Origin of the sequence: Bacillus sp. XF8 (assembly GCF_017498755.1) — a bacterium.
GTDB classification, from domain to species: domain Bacteria; phylum Bacillota; class Bacilli; order Bacillales; family Bacillaceae_G; genus Bacillus_A; species Bacillus_A bingmayongensis.
The window spans coordinates 20,433-38,586 of record NZ_JAGDQK010000050.1 but is presented as its reverse complement, the minus strand read 5'-3'; the positions used below and the strand labels follow the sequence as shown (position 1 = coordinate 38,586).

Genomic DNA, 18,154 nt, shown 5'->3' with positions numbered 1-18,154 from the left:
TATCAAGCTATACAGAAAAACACCCAAGAAATAACAAAGATTCTAATCCGCCTATTCCACCTACTACAGAAAAACGGACGGAAATCTCATAGGTATGAGAAGAAAACAGTCTTTGATATCTTAGGAGTCGTATACAATTTTTCTATATCCCACAATCATGTAGCGTAATCTAAAAATTTGAAACCCGATAGGGTTTATTTGGTATGCAAATTATTAAAGAACTTACACTGGATCTTTAGAAAAAAGAAAAATCTCACGTGAAATTAAATTTATATAAGCTTAACTTGATGGCGATGGGATACTGTCAGCATTTCGGAAAAAAACCACGTTAAGAGCATGCAAGATTTTATACAGTTTTAGTTTTTTCTAATTATTTGATTTTTTCACATGGACAAATTCATTTGCAATGAATAATGCATATATTTTCATTAAAATTCACTTTCTTAATATTTATTATCCTTCCTCCTTTATCAAAGAAAAGAAATAGCCTATAAATCGACTCATAGGCTGTTCTTTTTGTTTAACGATAGGTATTTATTGCAATTAACTCACTTTAAATGTAAAAAACCTTTGAAATAAAGGAGGTGAGTAAAATTACACTAAATTTTTATATAACATTTTTTGCAGGTATTTTAAATATGAAAATTAGTTAGCACAGTAGTAAATCAAAAAATTTTAAAAATATGTTTTTATGAGAGGAGAAATAATCTTGAGTAGATTAATTAAAGGATTAATATGTATAGGTACTTCCTTATTTATTTTATCTGCATGTAGTTCGAATAAAATTGTAGGGACATGGATACCGGTCTCAAATAATAACTATGATTGTCAATATAATGATACAGAACTTACTTTTACAAAAGACGGTGAGGTTCAACTATTAGATTTAGACAATAATATGACAATAGCTGGGAAGTATAAGGAAAGTGGAGATAATGTGTATACATTTAATCTAAATTCTTATCAAATAACAGGTACCTTGCAAGAAGTAGAGAATGAAACAACACTTAAAGTATTAGGTGGGGGAGATGGCACTGAACAGTGTACTATGAAAAAGAAAAATAATTAAATTCTTTTAAAAGTACTTTCTCTATATTCGGGGTAGCGTCCCGAAAATGCGGATTCTACCCCAAATAGAAGAGAATACATACAATTTAGCAACAAATATAGGATGTTTACACATGATGGCTGAAAATGAAGATCGAGTAGCACATTTGACCGAAGTTAAAAGAATTTTGGTAGATAAAGGACTATTTTTTCTTCAAAACGGTTTATCCCTTGAAGATGTAAAACCTAAATCATCCAAAAAAAAAACAAATGTTTGAACAATTACAAGAGTTCTTAAAAAAACAACCGAAACCCGGTGAACGTGTAAGTATCCATATATCTACACCTGACGGCAAGAAAAATATTATGATACCTCTATGTCCAAATAGCAAACGGCTTTCGATGAAAGAATATATAGCTGAATTAGAAAAGATCGGATTCTCTATCATTTTTACAGAACAAAGTGATGGAGCCAATATGCCTTTTGAAGCTATCATTGTAGCCAAGGCTTAATATATAGTTAGAGGTGAAATCCTTGATTAAGTTTCAAGAACGATACTTTGAGACCGAAATAAGTATGTAATTCAACTTCCGACTTCAAATTTTATGTAAATAAGGGGTACAGCCGAGATACGTGTAAAAATAGGTCATAAGCTTATTTTTATTTACAGCTATGACCTATTGTGCTTATAGAGGTATTGCTTCTACTATTGGATGGGGGATTTTTTGTAAATCAATTACATGATCGCCGAATCGTTTTATATGTCTACGATTCACAAAAGAAAGCATATGAGGTGTAATAAAAATGAAAATACAAATTGTATTGTTTGATGGCTTCGGAGAGCTTGTCTCTTTCGCACCTTTTGAGGTACTCAAAAGAGCGATAGAAGAAGGGGCTCCATTTACGGTTGAACTAATATCAAGTGAACCAAAAAAAGAAATTACTACTTCGTTTGGAGTTACGGTTAAACTAAATGATTTTTTACGAATGGATAATCGTCCAGATCTGTTAATTGTACCTGGTGGTGGCTGGAATCATAAAGCTGAACATGGGGCACGAAAGCAAGCAGAGCTTGGAACCCTGACCGAAATGATTAGAGAGATGCACAACGAAGGAACGATCGTTGCTGGAGTTTGTACAGGAGGTATGCTACTAGCTGCCTCCGGTATATTGAATGGTCGAAAGGCGACGATGCACTATTTGGCGCAGAATGAAATCATTGGATACGGGGCAGAGCTTCTTCGTTACAGAATTGTTGATCAAGGGGATATTATCACTGCAAGAGGAGTCACTTCAGGACTTGATTTGGGACTTTGGATCACGGAAAGGTTCGCAAGCCCCAAAATTGCAGCTGCCGTTGAATATAGAATGGAATACGAGAGGCGAGGGGGTGTTTGGAGTTAATTGGAATTCTTTTTTATTGGCTTAATCACAGGGTTCTTGCTGTAGACCGCAAAGTAGCTATTCGTATATATAAAATTGAAGCCAATCCTGGCTTTTTTATTGTTTGTTTTCCCCTAAACTAAAAGTGTAGGTAGCTATTTTATACAGAGGGAGAGACAAGCACGAAGAATAATTGGAAATAAAAGTAATTTAAATGAGAAAACGATTTCAAAAGCGCATGATAAAATAGCGAGATAATAGTCACAGGAAATTCTATTAATAATCATATCGATAGTTGAGTAACATAGATATCAATGAAAATTAAAAAAGATGACTTCTGTTGAATACAGAAGTCATCTTTTTTATGTTACATAACTTTTTTTGAAATGCCCTTTATAGAAGAGACAGATTAGTATTATCTCTTACCGTTTGGATATTCATATAAAAAATTTTGTACGCAATCACTTTAGAATCCTTCGATTGAAAAAGATAAAGCATCATTCTACACAGCTGTAAAGAAATATTGTTCTTTGTTAATTAATAAATTTGCTATTGTAGATCATGATAAAGATGTCGTATGTATGTATGATTCTTTAATGTATTTAAATTATATATAACTGAAGCAATCTCTTTATAAAAAAGTACCCAGTTTCATGAACAAACGTTGATAAATATCCATTATAACTAATGTACTCCTTTGATTTTCAATCTGGTTTTTAATATAGACCCACCATATATTTTGGAATCTACTATAGAAGAGAGATAAGAGAGGAAAGAATTTGAGAAGAGCTTTCTAATGTAGAGAATGCCAGCGTATAAATGAATGGAGCAGCAAGAGAACTCCCTTGATTACAAAATTGAAATATATATAGAAATTATGGTACGTGAAATTATTACAACGCTAAATTGTTCGACTATTCACCAAAATAAAGAAGATTTTTGTCCTTTAAACTTTTTAAAAGTGGAAAGAATGAATAGTAAGGGGTCTAAAATAAAAAATCCCTAAATATTGTGTGGTCCTCAAGTTCGTGTCATATAAGTCTCTAGTTTTTTGTCGTTGAACATTGTAGAGTGACAGAATTATACCAAGATTAAACACGCTGAAATAGCGTGTTTTTTTATTTAAAGTTGATAGATTTTTTTCATTTATGCTTTTAGACTTTTGGCACCTTCACCCTCTAGAGATACAGGTTGCGGTTTCCCTGGTTTCACAAATACCATGGCTAGCATTCCAATGACGACTGCAATCGCAGCAGCAAGGAACATGGCTTGATATCCATATCTGGCAACAAGGCTTCCTGTTAAAGTCGGTGCAAGGATTGTCGCAAGATTAGCAATGAAATGCGTAACTCCTCCAAATGTACCTGCCTTATTTGGCTCTGTATCTAATACAACCGTCCAGTAAATAGAGTTTGGTAAATAATTAAATGCATTCCCAATACACATTAAAGTGAGTACCATCGCAGGACTTTTTACGGTCGGAATTAGCATAAAACAAACCGCTGTGCAAAATAAAGAAGCAACGGTAAACCATGATCTTGCTAGGCGCAAACTGCCCGTTTTTTCGCGGATTTTATCTGAAATTTTCCCGCCAAGCAGCCCTGTGAATATCGCACCAACCCACGGAATCATTCCTAAAAATCCAAGCGAAGCTAATGAAAAGCCAAATTCATCTTGTAGATATTTTGGTGTCCACGTAAGTAGTAAAATATTCACATATAAAAACGCAAAATACCCAATGGCATTCATGACTAAGGAAGGATTTTTGAAAAAATGGTACCAAGGGATTGAGGTTTGTTCTTTATTTTCTAAGTGACTTTCCCCATCAAGCAAGCCCTCTGTACTTCGAATTTCTTCTAATTCTTCTTTAGTTACGTTTGGATGAGCTTCTGGTAAATCTGTAAATATTTTCGACCATACAAATACCCATAGTAATCCGGCAACACCTAAAATAACGAATGTGACCTTCCAGTTGGTAACAGAAAGAAGACCAACAACAATCGGTGCAGTAATGAGAGCTCCGACAGGTGTACCGATTAATCCCAGTGCGACTGCAAATCCTTTTTCCTTTGGTGATACCCAGTTCGCCATAGTTCTGTTCATTGTTGAAAGTGTAGGACCTTCTGCAAAACCAAACAATACGCGAAACACAGCAAAGCCAGCTAATGCTGAACCGCCAAATAGTGTAGCGCCCAATTGTCCAGCAAAAATCGTTCCGATTTCAAAGATTGACCAACTCGTACCTGCTAGGATCCACATAAATTTTGGTCCCTTTTTATCTGCAAGCACTCCGCCAAATAAAGCGCCAAAGATGTACCCATATCCAAAGTAGCCAAGAATTGCTCCCCAGCTTACTGGATTCAAGTGGAATTCTTTGATAATAGCAGCTTGTGCGTAAGACATGGCACCTCGATCAATATAGTTAATAACCGTCATAAGAACAATCATAAAAATAATAAAATATCTATATTTATTCTTCATCATGTACCCCCTATTTATGAATCATGTAGTGCATTTGTAGTAGATGTTTGGTATATCATTTTTGAGGATTAAATACAGTAATAAAAATAAAGGCAGATCAAAAGAGCCATTTGTCATGTAAGCCCAAAACATATGGTTTAGACACTTTCTGTTACGTTCTATCTAAAGTATTTCACCTCCTTAACTAAAATATATTAGAATTTTTAGAAAAAACAGTTTATTTAATATTTTATCATAGTTATTTTATAAGTAAAAGTCAATATTTCGATATTAACGTGTTCGAAAAAAATGGCTTATATGTGTACTTATCGGGAGTAGATGCAATATTAGGTAGTGAATCCATGAAAAAACAAGAGAAGGTATTCTCAAGTGGAAGCAATTTGATTATTTATTCGAATATAAGATGATATATTAACACTTATAGAGCAAAAGTCTCTATATAAAGATTTTATAATTAAGCATATTTATTATCTATTTTTGAGGGTAAACTTAAATAGATTGATTTACATTTAAACAAATTTAAAGAGTCTTACTGCATGTGGAGTGTAATAAGGCTCTATTTTTCTATTCAAAATTTAACATCTTTATTCTCTCTAAACACAAGTAGCCAATTTCTTGTCGCAAAAAAAGTACCCATTTTCATGTCCCTGTAAAATTCTACAACAATAGAAGAGGGGTGGCTTTTTATCGTGCAGGATATTCTTCTTTTCTATCGAATAGATGTGGTGGGGAGATGGTAATGTTGAACAATACAAGTCAACTTTTAAGACGTCTAAAATCGTTGTCTGGACCTTTTATACCCTTTGATTTAAAACAATTGCCGGAAAAACCTGGAGCACTATTCCTCCAATGGCTGAATTTAGCAATCGAAAATGAAGTAAAAGAACCTCATGCGATGACGCTTTCTACTGTAGATGTTAATGGTTATCCAGATGCACGTGTGTTGATTTTGAAAGATGTTATTGGTGATGTATTTTACTTTGCATCCGGTTCAGAAGATCGAAAAGGGCAGCAGTTACAAAGAAATCCTAATGTTGCACTTACCTTTTATTGGCCTAAGTTAGGTCGGCAGGTTCGTTTGAGGGGAACTGTTGTGGATATGGGAAAAGAGGCCGGTTCAGCTGATTTTCTACGACGTTCAATGGAAGCACCTGCTGTGGCTTTAACAGTTCTCCAGAGTCAGAAACTGGAGAACGTAAATGACCTGGAACATGCACTGGCAGTTCAAAAAGAGCGAATTAAGCGTAATCCTCAAATTGTATCGCCTGATTGGACACTGTATGCGGTGAATGTAAGGGAAGCTGAATTCTGGCAGGGAGATGTTTATCGTAAACATGTCCGAATTCACTATAATCTATGCGAGGAAGGACAATGGAGACATCATTTACTTTGGCCATAGGCTACTTATAATATATTTCGAATACTAAAAAAAGCATCCGAAATGGGTGCTTTTTTCTTGATTAAACTGAAATATGATTGGGTGTTATGTTTCACATTTTATAAGAATTTATTTAAAAAATTGTGATTTATAGAAAAATATAATTAAAATTGCATCTAATTTATTTTGGCCTTACTTGTCCATGTACAACAGCTAAAAGTGGATACTCAATAATTCTCATTTAGGTGTCAAAACCTTATTAAAAGAAAAGAGCTGTCATTCAAAATTAATACCTACTTAATTTATAGTAGAGGGATTGGATAAGGGGAAATCTTTTTGAAGATTTTCCCTTATTTTTATTTTAGAATCAACAAATCTATAAAAAATGCCATCCTCTCTAGAAATTTTACTAAAAGAATAGCGTTTTTTGGATGTAATTTTGCCTTACCTTGATGGCGGTAGGGTGGGCCCTTATTTTTAGTAATAATAAATTATATCTATGAATTCCACCACTGTATCCAGAGGATTGATAAAGGTATGCGGAAGAGAACAGTCAAAGTGGATAGAGTCACCCTCCCGAAGCACATATTCTCCTGTAGTCAACTGGATTGTCAATTCACCCCGAATCACAAAAATATATTCCTGAGTTTTAGGAGAGTGACCATCAGAGTTATGCTTACAATTGGGCTGTAACTCAACCTTAAATAATTCAAAATTACGGTTGGGATTAGTAGTGTAGTAACAGTAGGAGGCAAAGGAATTCTTATTCTCGGACTGCTTCTTGCAGTCGCTCTTGCGGATGACAACTGCATCATCTATTGGAGAATCAATCAGTCGAGTATAAGGCACCTGAAGACCGATGGCAATTTTCCAAATCGTGTTGATAGTTGGGTTAGATTCACCTTTTTCTATCTGAGAAAGCATGACCTTACTAATACCAGACAACTCTGATAACTGACCGAGACTAAGATTTCGCTCTGTTCTTAACCTCTTTAAATTTACAGAAATTATATCATTTAAGTTCATAGAAATCCTCCTGTTGAAAAATATAACGAACATTCGTATAATATAACTAACGTTAATTGTAATAAACGTTTGTAAAATATATTTTATAAGATTATTGTTTGCTATAGCAAGTAAAAGGGCAGTTCGAAAAGAGATTCATTATAAATAAGGTAAAAATCCAACTTATTTTATCAATATTGATTCCAGGAAACATCGGTTTGATTATTAGGAGGATTCCGTTCTCATTTTCCCAAATTGCATGGGTAAGAAGGATATTAGACTGTAAGGTTAACAGATCCGGCTCTCGTTCTAATTGTTACTGAATATATTAAGCACGACATTATGGTAGAAGAAATCACAAATGCATTCAGTCCTGAAAAGCTAGATGAGCTATGGAAAGCTCAAGAAGATTTAATTCATGTAATGACAGGAAAAAACAGCTTAGTATAAAGCTGTTTTTTGTCACCAAATTGATAGTAGTTATAACAACAACGACTTAGGGGTGATTAAATGTATGCCAAATTAAAGTTTGCCATCTCCATGGCCATATTCGGTTCAATCGGTCTATTTTCAGAAAAAACAGGTTTGCACTCGATTGAACTAGTTTTTGTACGTTGCCTCTGTGCAAGTATTCTTTTAGGAACAATATGGTGGGGGAGTACATTAAAAACAAAACAACCAAGGGAAATTTCTACTCCTCGTAGGGAGTATTTACTTGCTTTATTATGTGGCGTATTCCTTATCGTAAATTGGGTGTTTTTCTTCCGTTCTTTAGAAGTAATGCCTATTACTGTGGCGGTATCCATTTATCATTTAGCACCCGTTATTGTACTTCTCTTAGGCTCCGTTATTTTTAAAGAAAAACTAACAAAAATGGGATTGGTCTTTTTCTTTGTTTGTTTTTTAGGGACATTGTTAGTTGGGGGAATTCATCAACATGCAACTTTGGCTGGATTTTTATCCACCGGTGTTTTATGGGCGTTTGAAGCAGCATTTTTCTACGCTTTAACTTCTATTACAGGAAAGGGAATTCAAATGCTTAGTCCTTTGTTAACAACTGTTATTCAAACAAGTTTGGGTGTTTTATTATTGATACCATTAGTAGATTGGTCAAACTTTATACATCTTACCATTGAAAACTGGTTCTATATACTTGTTACAGGATTTATTCACACTGGATTTGTGTTTTATTTATTTTTCAGTAGTTTGCGTGAGTTACGTGCACAAACAGTTGCTATTTTAGTCTTTATAGATCCGGTTATCGCAATCTTACTGGATGTAAGTATTTTGAACTACCGTCCTGATGTCTACCAACTTCTCGGAATATTTTTAGTGTTTGTGGGAATCAGTTATTCTCCCAAAAAAGAAAGAAGTTTAGAACAGCGTAAATTTATTCAGTCAAACTAAAAAGGACCATGCTTAATATCCCACTTATAAAAAAGTGTCCATTTTCTTGTACTTTGTATAAAGACAGGAAAGTGGGAACTAGTTGTATAGTGTGAAATGGCGAAGTATCAACGAAAGCAGCTTATTTAGTATCTATTTTCTTGTCCGAATGTTGAGACAAGAAAATAGATACTTTCTCGTCATAATTTTTTAGAGATTCACGTCAGTATGCAGGAAGCTACTGCTTTCACTCCTGTTTACTTTAAGTACATTCGTTCAAAAAGCTTGATTGTTTATTAAAGATTAATACAGATACCTCTTCAACAATCTTAATCTGAGATAAATTCGTTTTCTCGACTACCAAAAGCTCTGCTGCTTCGTATATAATCCTCGAATATATAAAAATATGGAATTCCTTTATCTCTTTAAACTCACTTAAGTTAAACAACGATTCAAGATGTGTTTTTAAAGCATCAAGCATTTTTTTCCGTAATAATGGGAATAAATTTTGATAGCTATATGGACAGCTAACTTTTACTTGCTGTAAATACTCAAAAACTCCTCGGAATAAACACTCAACTTGTTTTTTATTCCATAATTTTGCTTCTTTTGTATTGATTTTAAGCATTTCAGTTGCTGAATCTTTAATCATCTCATCAAACAATTGATATTTATCCTCAAAATGAGCGTAGAAGGTTGCTCTATTAATTTTTGCAAGCTCTGTAATGTCTTTTATTGTTACTTTTTCAAAATCCTTTTTTCGTAAAAGCTCTGTAAACGCCTCCTCAATCAGCTTCTTTGTTGGTGTCCTTCGGATATTTTGAACTTTCATTTTTCCTCCTTATCACAACAAACCGTTATTTTTGTTGGTTGTTACAAAATATCAAGCTTTTTATAATAACATTAAGACAACACGTGTTGTTTTAAATTTAACAGAAATAGGTGGTTTTATCTATGAAAACAATCGCAATTGTTGGTGCAGGCCCTGGTTTAGGATTATCGCTAGCTAAAAAATTTGGCTCAAATGGTTTTAATGTTGCTTTAATTTCTTTGCATGAGAATACTCTTGTTCCATTAGTAGCTGAGCTGAAAAGTTTAAATATCGATTCAAAGTATTATGTTGCAGACGTTCGTGATTTAGAAAAATTAGATTCCACGTTAAAACAGATTGAATCTGATTTTGGAAAAATTGACGTTATAGAATTTAGCCCGTACGCTGGTCCACAAACGTTTAAGCACATATTGGAAATGAATGCTGAAGATATTGAGGAACAATACAAAATGCATGTACTTCCAGCTGTTAAAATAGTTCAAACCATTTTACCCTCTATGAAAAGAAATGGCTCTGGCGCTATTCTGTTTAACAGTGGAATATCAGCATTACAACCTATTCCTGAATTAGGAAATGCGGGTATTGCATGTTCTGGTTTGCGAAATTATGCTTTTAACTTACACAACGTATTAAAAGAAGTTGGAATTTATGTTGGTTTTATTGCTGTGGCAACTTTAATTAAGAAGGGAACACCTGGAGACCCGGACTTAATCGCTAACACTTGGTACGATTTATATGACAAGCAAGAAAAATTTGAAACAGTTTATCCTGAAATAAATTAATTTCATATGACCAAATATTAACGCCGATATTCCTTCCTTTATAGAATATCGGCTATTTGTAAAAAAATGAACTTACAATTTTTTTATTTTTAGCTTATGATTTTTTATTCATATATTTTTGATTGGCACGATGACAGTATTTCAATAAGAAATCAATAGCCGTATTTCTTTTAGTAAAAGATTTATCAATGGTTTTAATTACTTTTATCTAGACATTTGATGAACAATATTATGTTAATTTTATCTAAATTTATTGGGATTATTCCTTTATGATTTATAACTACTATACTTAAGGAGAATGAAAAAAGATGAAAACAATACTTGTAACGGGTGGAACAGACGGAATCGGTAAAGGTGTTGCTATGCACTTTTTAAAAAAGGGTGATCGTGTAATTGTTATTAGTAGTTCGCCTGTAAAAGGTGAACTATTCTATAATGCAGCGAAACAATTAGGTGCAGATGAAAGAGTAATTTTCTTTCAAGCTAACCTGAGTTTGGTAAAAGAAAATTTACGCATTATTGAAGAAGTGAAAAGGATGGTTCGTTCATTAGATATGGTCGTTTTTTGTGCAGCAAGTCAAAAATTTAGAGAGACATATCTTGAAACAAAAGAAGGATTTGAATTCACATTTGCATTATATTATTTGAGCAGACAGATTCTTGGATACGGCTTAAAAGATTTACTGGAGGAAACAGAAAATCCAGTGATTCTTAATGTATGTGCTCCAGGAATGAAAGGAAAAATTGATTTTGATGATATACAAAATAAGAATAATTTTAACAGTATGAAGACGATGTTTCATGGTAGTCGATTAAATGATTTACTAGGTGTTGCATTTGACCAAAATAATACCCATCGGAAGATAAAATATGTTCTCTATAACCCTTGGGCTGTGCAAACTACCGGAGCATTTGAAGCATATAAAAACCCAATGATAAAAAATGTCATGAAGTTAATTTATAAAATTACAGGAAAACCCGTGGAAGAAGCAATCAAACCTATTATAAGATTGCTAGAACATCCTCCTAAAATCTCGTTGTCTGCCTATAAATTAGAAAAAGAAGTATCCCTAGAAATGGAAACTTTTGATAAAAGGAATGCTCAAAAGCTACATGAAATTACTGAGAAAATGCTAAAAGGACTGCCAAGCTAAACAATAAAACCAGGTAATAATGCAAATATAGTTTTCTCCTAATTGCATCAATATAGTGACTCTATTTCAAATCCACATAAAAAAATAATTTTACATTTAGTGATAAACGCTACGTCTGAGTAATAAACAGGTATAATTCTATCAATAAAAGTGACAGAATTATACCCACTCAAGTTAAAAATAAACAAAGTAGGGACAATTGTGTCAATCTACAATTGCCAATTGAAATTAGTGTAGAAGAGGGTGAGGAATAAAAAAAGAACTTTACATTAAATCTTAATTTAACAAATACTTTATTGAGAAACTGCTTTATAGACATCAAGCAAACCATTACCATAATAACTTTTATTAATAGGAGCATCATTGCTAATTCCATTTTTATAAAGATAACGGATAGCCTTATCAGGATCATTTTTAAAATTATTTTTATCAATAATTAATGCTAAAGCACCCGATACTTTTGGAGCGGCAAGTGAAACCCCTACAGAGAGAGAATAGCCACCACCAGGAGCGGTAGTTAATATTAGTTCCTTTAACATTAACTTATTTTTTATCCACTGTTCTAATCCATATTGCTGAAATAATCTATTATCTCCTCCCGGTGCAGCAATATCTATAAAACTTTCACCATAATTTGAAAATAAGGAAAGTAATTTAGATGGGCCAACGGATGAAACTGTTACTATATTAGGTAGCTCGGCAGGAACATCTAAAACTTCCCCATTAAACGTAACTCCAATATTTTCGGGTTTTTTGCTGAAAAAATCATTCAGTTCTTGCTTGTTAGTAACATTAAGAGAGTCATTCCCAGCGGCTGCAACTATAACACTTCCCTTTGATTTAGCAAATTTAATTGCTTTTTCATAAGCTTTAATTTCTGATAATCCCTCTCTGGATTCACCGTCTGAAGAAGATACTATCCCATTAACGAGGTATTCACCTAAACTTAAATTGATAACATCAACATTATCTTTTGCAGCTTCAACTATGGCTTTTATAACCCAAATAGCCTCACCTGCTCCATTACCAAACACTCTATACATTCTAATTCCAATACCAGGAGCGACACCTTTCATAAAACCATTTGCTGCTACCTGTCCAGCTGTAAAAGTCCCATGTCCTCTTAGATCTATTAGGCGGTTTATTTCACCTGTTTCTTGAGGTTCTTGCCCTCTAAACCCACCTTTAGGCACTAAGTTTTTGGATCCAGGTGAAATATTATCTTTTAAATCAGGATGATTTATATCCATGCCTGAATCAATGATACCAACTGTTACATTTTTAGTTCCTGAATATAGGCTATAGCTATCACCATTATGAGTTATTTGTTGCATATCCCATTGATTCTCCCATATTTCATTTAAGGGGACAGGGGAATTAACATTGGCTACTACCTCTCTTGAATTAAACGATTGTAATGATTTATTGTATGTATCAATGTTAGGATCCGAATGAACAATATTCATTGATTTTTCGGTAGCTTTCACTTGTATAACACCAATCTCTGGGACAGTATAGACTATTTGAATGTTATATTTTTGAAACTTACTAGCTAGTTTTCGTAGATCCTGAGAATTTTTTATCATTATAGTATAATATTGTGATTTATCTTCAGCATGAGCAGTTGTGTTAGGTATAGCAGTTCCAAAAATTAAAGTAATTAATAGAAGGAATTTAATTATTTTTTTCATAAAATCACCCTCTTGATATATTTTGTATAATCATGGGTTTACTGAATTATTAATGAAAAGAGATGTTAAGAGAACTAATGATTTAAAAACTTTGTTTACTTTGATATCGATAAAAGGTATTTAAGGAATAGGTTCATCGCAGAGGAGAATTAAATTTAAAAAAGGAATGGCTAATTAAATATATAAAGTACTTAATATACTTCTTTTAACAGCCATCCCTATTATGTTGAAATTTAAATTATAAATCTTTTTTTGCATATATTTTCAGAGATATTAGCATTGATATAAGACCAATAACAATTGAGATAAAACAAGGCATCCATGTTAGAACAGTTGGTGAGAATGGAAAGAGAACTGTAAAATCAATGTGACTTGATTGTAAACCCCGTATAAGAGTAGGAGCAACAAAAGGTATTAAAAAGGCAGTTAAAAGTGATATGATTTTTGTTTTGTCATAACCAAATTTAAATTGAACAGGAAGTAGTACACCAAATAAAGTACTTAGAGTTAAAAACGTTATTCCAAGAGCGCTAGCGCTAAGGTTTTCTATACCTGATGGTGCGATCACAGATATAATTATACGGATAATAGATGCACAAATAAAAATTACAAAAAGAAAAAGGTACTTCGCCTTTACAAATGCGCTTCGTGTGTATGGAGTTGCACAAAGTAAAGCAGCCCCCTTGTACTGATCCTCAAATTTGGATACTGTTCCGAACAGAATATATTCCATCAAAATCACTGTTAAAAGAAAGCTAACAAGACCGCCATCGTTTAATTGTAATTGTGTAGAAAGATAAATAGGAGCTATGGCAGCAAAAACGAGTAAAATTAGAAAATATTTTTTGACTAACATAAAGTCTTTCATTACTAGGTTAATTAACATGGCTATTCCCCCCAATATATGAAAGCATAATATCCTCAATAGTTGGTCTTTCCATTAATACATCAGGCATGAGTCGACGTACATCATCTTTTTTATTAGTAATTCCCTCAAATCCGTAGTGAGTTTGATGCAAATTTAAAAAGAGTTTTTTTGTTTGCTCATTAATTAAGCGATTGTCGCCCTTTACCAATGCATGCGAGTCTATTAACACATCTTTTTCATCATTAACTAAAACTTTTCCATCATCGATTAAAATAATCATATCAGCAATTTTATCTAGATCAGAAGTAATATGAGTGGAAAAAAATACGCTTTTCCCCGGTTCTTTCATAAAATCAAGGAGAATATCCATTAATTCACTTCGTACTAATGGGTCCAAGCCACTTGTTGGTTCATCCATTATTAATAGATCTGCGTGGTGGGATAGAGCCAAAGCAACTGCAAATTTCATTCGCATCCCTTTGGATAGGGTAGAGATTTTCTGTTCTAGATTTAAATTAAACTGTTTAATGTAATCTTGGAAAACGGGTTCATCCCATTCAGTGTAGGATGGAGCAATAATATTTTTCATTTCTTTCAATGTTAATTCATCATAAAAATATCCCTCATCCAGCACGATACCCATTTTGTTTTTGGACTTTCTTTCATGCTTATCCATATCTTTTCCTAGAAAATTAATTTTTCCAGAATCTTTTAAAATGAGACCAAGGATTGCTTTAATTGTAGTGGTTTTCCCAGAACCATTAGTACCGATAAATCCTGTTATACAATCTTTGTTAAGTGTAAAAGTAACATCTTTTAACGAGAAATTTTCGTAAGATTTACTTAAATTATTTACTTCTAACACAACATTCATTTTTCATTCTCCTCCTCTAAAATTAAGTCCAATATCGAATGGAGATCATCTGCATGAATACCTATACTACGAGCCATTTGACAAACTTCAGCAAGTTTGACTTCTACCATCCGGCGCTTGGATTCCATTAACAACTCTAAATTTGTAGGAGCTACATAGGTTCCTTTGCCAACCCTTGTAATAATAAATCCTTCTGCTTCTAGTTCTGCATAGACTCTTTTTGTAGTAAGTACACTTACATGTAAGTCATTGGCTAGTGAGCGGATCGATGGTAATTGTTCACCTTCTTTTAATTCATTGTTAAATATTGATTCTTTAATTTGCTCCTTTATCTGTTGATATAAAGGCTGACTTGATACATTACTTAAGATTATTTTCATTAAACAACCTCTCTATCGATAAGTGTTATGGTAGACAATATACAGTATACACACCATACACAGTTAGTATTATAAATTATAAAAAATGAATTAACAAGATATATTGTTATTAAATCACTTGAAAGTTAATTTGAATAACTTTTCAAAAATTTAATTTCCTCGAAAAAATACGGATTCTTAAATTTTTAGTGCCAATTGATAATAATCTTTGTTAATTTAAATAAATTAACAAAGGGTATTTTGTAAAGATATGTCACAAAGTGTTAAAAAATTACACACAAAATGTTAAAAATTTTTTGATTGTTTTCGAAAATCAGAGAGAGTTATACTTTAGTCGCACCACACATTACAGAGAAGGAGGTGGATCATATGGAGACACCAGTAGTACAACCAAGAGATTGGACTTGTTGGAGTTGCTTAGTATGTGCAGCATGTTCTGTAGAATTATTAAATCTTGTTACTGCCGCAACTGGAGCTAGTACTGCAAGCTAACATCATTTCAGAAGTTTCTTTGGTTAAAAGCACTACGAGATCCAGCACTTTTCGGTCAAATTGGATTTTCTAGAAGAGAAATAAATAACCTAAAAGGAGATGTTCTTTATGGAAACACCAGTAGTACAACCAAGGGATTGGACTTGTTGGAGTTGTTTAGTATGTGCGGCATGTTCTGTAGAATTATTAAATCTTGTTACTGCTGCAACTGGAGCTAGCACTGCAAGTTAATATCATTTCAGAAGTTTCTTTGGTTAAAAGCACTACGAGATTCAGCACTTTTGGTCAAATTGGATTTTCTAGAAGAGAAATAAATAACCTAAAAGGAGATGTTCTTTATGGAAACACCAGTAGTACAACCAAGGGATTGGACTTGTTGGAGTTGCTTAGTATGTGCAGCATGTTCTGTAGAATTATTAAATCTTGTTACTGCCGCAACTGGAGCTAGTACTGCAAGCTAACACCATTTCAGAAGTTTCTTTGGTTAAAAGCACTATGGGATTCAGCACTTTTTGGTCAAATTGGATTTTCTAGAAGAGAAATAAATAACCTAAAAGGAGATGTTCTTTATGGAAACACCAGTAGTACAACCAAGGGATTGGACTTGTTGGAGTTGTTTAGTATGTGCGGCATGTTCTGTGGAATTATTAAATCTTGTTACTGCTGCTACAGGGGCTAGCACTGCAAGTTAAAATATTAAAATGTGAGAGTGTTTATGGTGAGGTTAAATTAGGACTTATTCTATAGACAAGCAGTTATGTTAAGAATAAGTCCTACTAATCAATTAAAAATGAACTTGGGCTTTTATTGTACATAAATTAAAAAACACCTTAAAAATTTACAGGAGATGATTAAATTGAAAGGTTATTTATTTTGGAAAGAGAAGCTGGAAATAAGAAAATTTACGTCGAATTATGAATCGATGTTAGTAGTTCATAAAAACCCAAACGAAAGCGCTCCCACACTTAAAAATGAGAATACATTTACAATAAATAAAACAGCTACTGAAATTATTGAATTAATTGATGGCACTAAAACATACGGACAAGTGGTATCTTTCTTATCTTCAAAATATAATGAAGATCCAATAAGTATTGAAGAAAAATTAAATGTTTTTTTGGATAATGTATCCAAAATTTACAATATGAACATTGGTACACAAGAAGAACCTATAATAGTACCAGTTAATTTGGTTGAAGAACAGACTATATATCCTAAAGTGGCTTCTATTGAAATCACAAATAGATGTAATGTAAGATGTCGTCATTGCTATGGAGATTTTGGTGCTGTAAAACCAAAAGTAATGAGCTTAGATCAAATAAAATCATTATTAGATGATTTAAATAACATAGGAGTAAGATTAATTGAACTCACGGGCGGTGATATAACCGTACATCCAAATCTGAAAGAAATATTGTTATATGCACTTAGTTTAGATTTCTCTCAAATAACACTGTTGACCAATGGTATAGCTCTTTCCGATAAAGTTATGGACATAATCATAAAAAATAAGTCAAAAACATTCGTACAAATTGATATGCATAGTTTAGATGATAATTATTTGACTTGGTTCTTTAAAGTTCCTAATACACTTCATAAAATTAAAAAAAATATAATGAAATTGGCAGAAAACGATGTTCGTTTGCGAATTGCTACAATAGTTACACATTTGAATGTCCATGAGGTGGAAGATATAGCTGAATGGGTACATAGTTTAGGCATAGATAGTATTGGTGTTTCTCCAGTAATTCCTATGGGTAGAGCCTTAGGATGTAATGACCTTTATTTAAATGAAGATGATGTTAAAACATATGGTGAAGCATTATTAAAAATAAATAAAAAATACCCTAAATTTGTTTCATTATATGAAGGGGCGCGTGCTGAGATTAGGAATTGCGGCGCAATAACATCGCATATTGTCATAGCACCTGATGGTGAAATTAAAATGTGTACGATGCATAGTTTAGATGATTTGAAAAATAGTATAGGTAATGTCTTTGAAAAGAATATTAAAGAGATTTATGATGAGAAATTCAAATACATTAATGCATTTTTCAACTTACAATCACCTCAAATGGATTCTGAGGAATGTAGAGATTGTGAAAACAAACGTTTTTGTAGTACATGCTTCTTAAGAAGCTTTATAAAAGCACAAGAAATTGGTGATAAATGTAAATGGTTTAAAAATCATGTTCCTGAAATAATTAAGGAGCCATTAATGGTAGGGCAAAATTAATATGATTGGATGAGATGATCATTGTTAAGTTTCTGAGGATAAACAAATATAATTCCATAGGGAATACGTCTAGATAAATTCTCAAGATACCTATGGAATTATATCAACCTCATTATTATAATTCATAAATAAAAATGAGTAATAGAAAAAGGAGGAGAAAGAGG

Annotated in this window: 20 protein-coding genes and 2 pseudogenes; 15 read left to right on the top strand and 7 right to left on the bottom strand. The window is 32.9% G+C overall.

The features are described 5' to 3' along the window. The 5 genes and pseudogenes from J4P91_RS25440 to J4P91_RS25420 all read left to right on the top strand — a co-directional run. Positions 1-168: pseudogene (locus J4P91_RS25440) on the top strand (IS4 family transposase); the annotation flags it as partial. Positions 169-709: 541 nt separating this feature from the next. Further along, entirely contained in the window at positions 710-1,069 is a 360-nt protein-coding gene (locus tag J4P91_RS25435) for a hypothetical protein (protein ID WP_207996290.1), read from the top strand. A 112-nt stretch (positions 1,070-1,181) separates the two neighbouring features. After that, positions 1,182-1,325, top strand: a complete 144-nt coding sequence (locus J4P91_RS25430; protein WP_207996289.1) for a hypothetical protein — start codon at positions 1,182-1,184, stop codon at positions 1,323-1,325. Beyond that, entirely contained in the window at positions 1,318-1,560 is a 243-nt protein-coding gene (locus tag J4P91_RS25425; protein ID WP_207996288.1) for a hypothetical protein, read from the top strand. The genes J4P91_RS25430 and J4P91_RS25425 overlap by 8 nt, the downstream gene beginning before the upstream one ends. A 292-nt stretch (positions 1,561-1,852) precedes the next feature. Next, entirely contained in the window at positions 1,853-2,452 is a 600-nt protein-coding gene (locus J4P91_RS25420) for a DJ-1/PfpI family protein (protein ID WP_207996287.1), read from the top strand. 1,125 nt (positions 2,453-3,577) lie between these two features. Here the strand turns inward: J4P91_RS25420 and J4P91_RS25415 are convergent. Next, complete coding sequence (locus tag J4P91_RS25415; protein ID WP_207996286.1) at positions 3,578-4,912, bottom strand: MFS transporter; 1,335 nt, start codon at positions 4,910-4,912, stop codon at positions 3,578-3,580. Positions 4,913-5,645: 733 nt separating this feature from the next. Between J4P91_RS25415 and J4P91_RS25410 the strand changes: the two genes are divergently transcribed. Next, the gene (locus tag J4P91_RS25410) at positions 5,646-6,311 is read left to right on the top strand and encodes a pyridoxine/pyridoxamine 5'-phosphate oxidase (RefSeq protein ID WP_243764010.1); all 666 of its coding nucleotides are present in this window, start codon (positions 5,646-5,648) and stop codon (positions 6,309-6,311) included. Positions 6,312-6,767: 456 nt separating this feature from the next. On the opposite strand, the gene J4P91_RS25405 is transcribed toward J4P91_RS25410, so the two are convergent. Next, the gene (locus J4P91_RS25405) at positions 6,768-7,316 is read right to left on the bottom strand and encodes a helix-turn-helix domain-containing protein (RefSeq protein ID WP_207996285.1); all 549 of its coding nucleotides are present in this window, start codon (positions 7,314-7,316) and stop codon (positions 6,768-6,770) included. A 273-nt stretch (positions 7,317-7,589) separates the two neighbouring features. Here J4P91_RS25405 and J4P91_RS25400 point away from each other — a divergent pair. Continuing rightward, positions 7,590-7,745, top strand: a pseudogene (locus tag J4P91_RS25400) (TrmB family transcriptional regulator); the annotation flags it as partial. 60 nt (positions 7,746-7,805) lie between these two features. After that, a complete protein-coding gene (locus J4P91_RS25395) occupies positions 7,806-8,702 on the top strand; it encodes a DMT family transporter (protein WP_207996284.1) in 897 nt (298 codons plus the stop codon). A 241-nt stretch (positions 8,703-8,943) separates the two neighbouring features. On the opposite strand, the gene J4P91_RS25390 is transcribed toward J4P91_RS25395, so the two are convergent. Continuing rightward, the gene (locus J4P91_RS25390) at positions 8,944-9,513 is read right to left on the bottom strand and encodes a TetR/AcrR family transcriptional regulator (protein WP_207996283.1); all 570 of its coding nucleotides are present in this window, start codon (positions 9,511-9,513) and stop codon (positions 8,944-8,946) included. Between the two features lie 122 nt (positions 9,514-9,635). Between J4P91_RS25390 and J4P91_RS25385 the strand changes: the two genes are divergently transcribed. Further along, complete coding sequence (locus J4P91_RS25385) at positions 9,636-10,295, top strand: SDR family NAD(P)-dependent oxidoreductase (RefSeq protein WP_207996282.1); 660 nt, start codon at positions 9,636-9,638, stop codon at positions 10,293-10,295. A 308-nt stretch (positions 10,296-10,603) separates the two neighbouring features. Further along, entirely contained in the window at positions 10,604-11,449 is an 846-nt protein-coding gene (locus tag J4P91_RS25380; RefSeq protein WP_207996281.1) for an SDR family NAD(P)-dependent oxidoreductase, read from the top strand. A 293-nt stretch (positions 11,450-11,742) separates the two neighbouring features. Here J4P91_RS25380 and J4P91_RS25375 read toward each other — a convergent pair whose 3' ends face one another. From J4P91_RS25375 to J4P91_RS25360, 4 genes are all read right to left on the bottom strand, one after another. Beyond that, complete coding sequence (locus tag J4P91_RS25375; protein ID WP_207996280.1) at positions 11,743-13,140, bottom strand: S8 family peptidase; 1,398 nt, start codon at positions 13,138-13,140, stop codon at positions 11,743-11,745. Positions 13,141-13,378: 238 nt separating this feature from the next. Further along, positions 13,379-14,026 (bottom strand): ABC-2 transporter permease, encoded by a 648-nt coding sequence (locus J4P91_RS25370; RefSeq protein ID WP_207996279.1) that lies wholly within the window; start codon positions 14,024-14,026, stop codon positions 13,379-13,381. Beyond that, positions 14,016-14,882: an ABC transporter ATP-binding protein gene (locus tag J4P91_RS25365; protein ID WP_207996278.1), complete on the bottom strand. Its 867-nt coding sequence runs from the start codon at positions 14,880-14,882 to the stop codon at positions 14,016-14,018. The genes J4P91_RS25370 and J4P91_RS25365 overlap by 11 nt, the downstream gene beginning before the upstream one ends. Next, on the bottom strand, positions 14,879-15,262 hold the full coding sequence (locus J4P91_RS25360; RefSeq protein ID WP_207996277.1) for a GntR family transcriptional regulator: 384 nt from the start codon (positions 15,260-15,262) through the stop codon (positions 14,879-14,881). Before J4P91_RS25360 ends, J4P91_RS25365 begins: the two co-directional genes overlap by 4 nt. Before the next feature lie 369 nt (positions 15,263-15,631). On the opposite strand from J4P91_RS25360, the gene tucA (J4P91_RS29500) reads away from it, so the two are divergent. The 5 genes from tucA (J4P91_RS29500) (at position 15,632) to J4P91_RS25355 (ending at position 17,990) form a co-directional block, all read left to right on the top strand. Continuing rightward, positions 15,632-15,754, top strand: coding sequence for a subclass IId bacteriocin thuricin17 (tucA, locus tag J4P91_RS29500; protein ID WP_000449799.1), 123 nt, complete (start codon positions 15,632-15,634; stop codon positions 15,752-15,754). 108 nt (positions 15,755-15,862) lie between these two features. After that, entirely contained in the window at positions 15,863-15,985 is a 123-nt protein-coding gene (gene tucA, locus J4P91_RS29495; RefSeq protein ID WP_000449799.1) for a subclass IId bacteriocin thuricin17, read from the top strand. A 107-nt stretch (positions 15,986-16,092) separates the two neighbouring features. Then, positions 16,093-16,215 carry a subclass IId bacteriocin thuricin17 gene (tucA, locus tag J4P91_RS29490; RefSeq protein ID WP_000449799.1) on the top strand — a complete coding sequence of 41 codons (123 nt, stop codon included), beginning with the start codon at positions 16,093-16,095 and terminating at the stop codon, positions 16,213-16,215. 108 nt (positions 16,216-16,323) lie between these two features. Beyond that, positions 16,324-16,446, top strand: coding sequence for a subclass IId bacteriocin thuricin17 (tucA, locus tag J4P91_RS29485; protein WP_000449799.1), 123 nt, complete (start codon positions 16,324-16,326; stop codon positions 16,444-16,446). Between the two features lie 155 nt (positions 16,447-16,601). Further along, the gene (locus J4P91_RS25355) at positions 16,602-17,990 is read left to right on the top strand and encodes a PqqD family peptide modification chaperone (RefSeq protein WP_207996276.1); all 1,389 of its coding nucleotides are present in this window, start codon (positions 16,602-16,604) and stop codon (positions 17,988-17,990) included. The last annotated feature ends 164 nt before the right edge of the window (positions 17,991-18,154 follow it).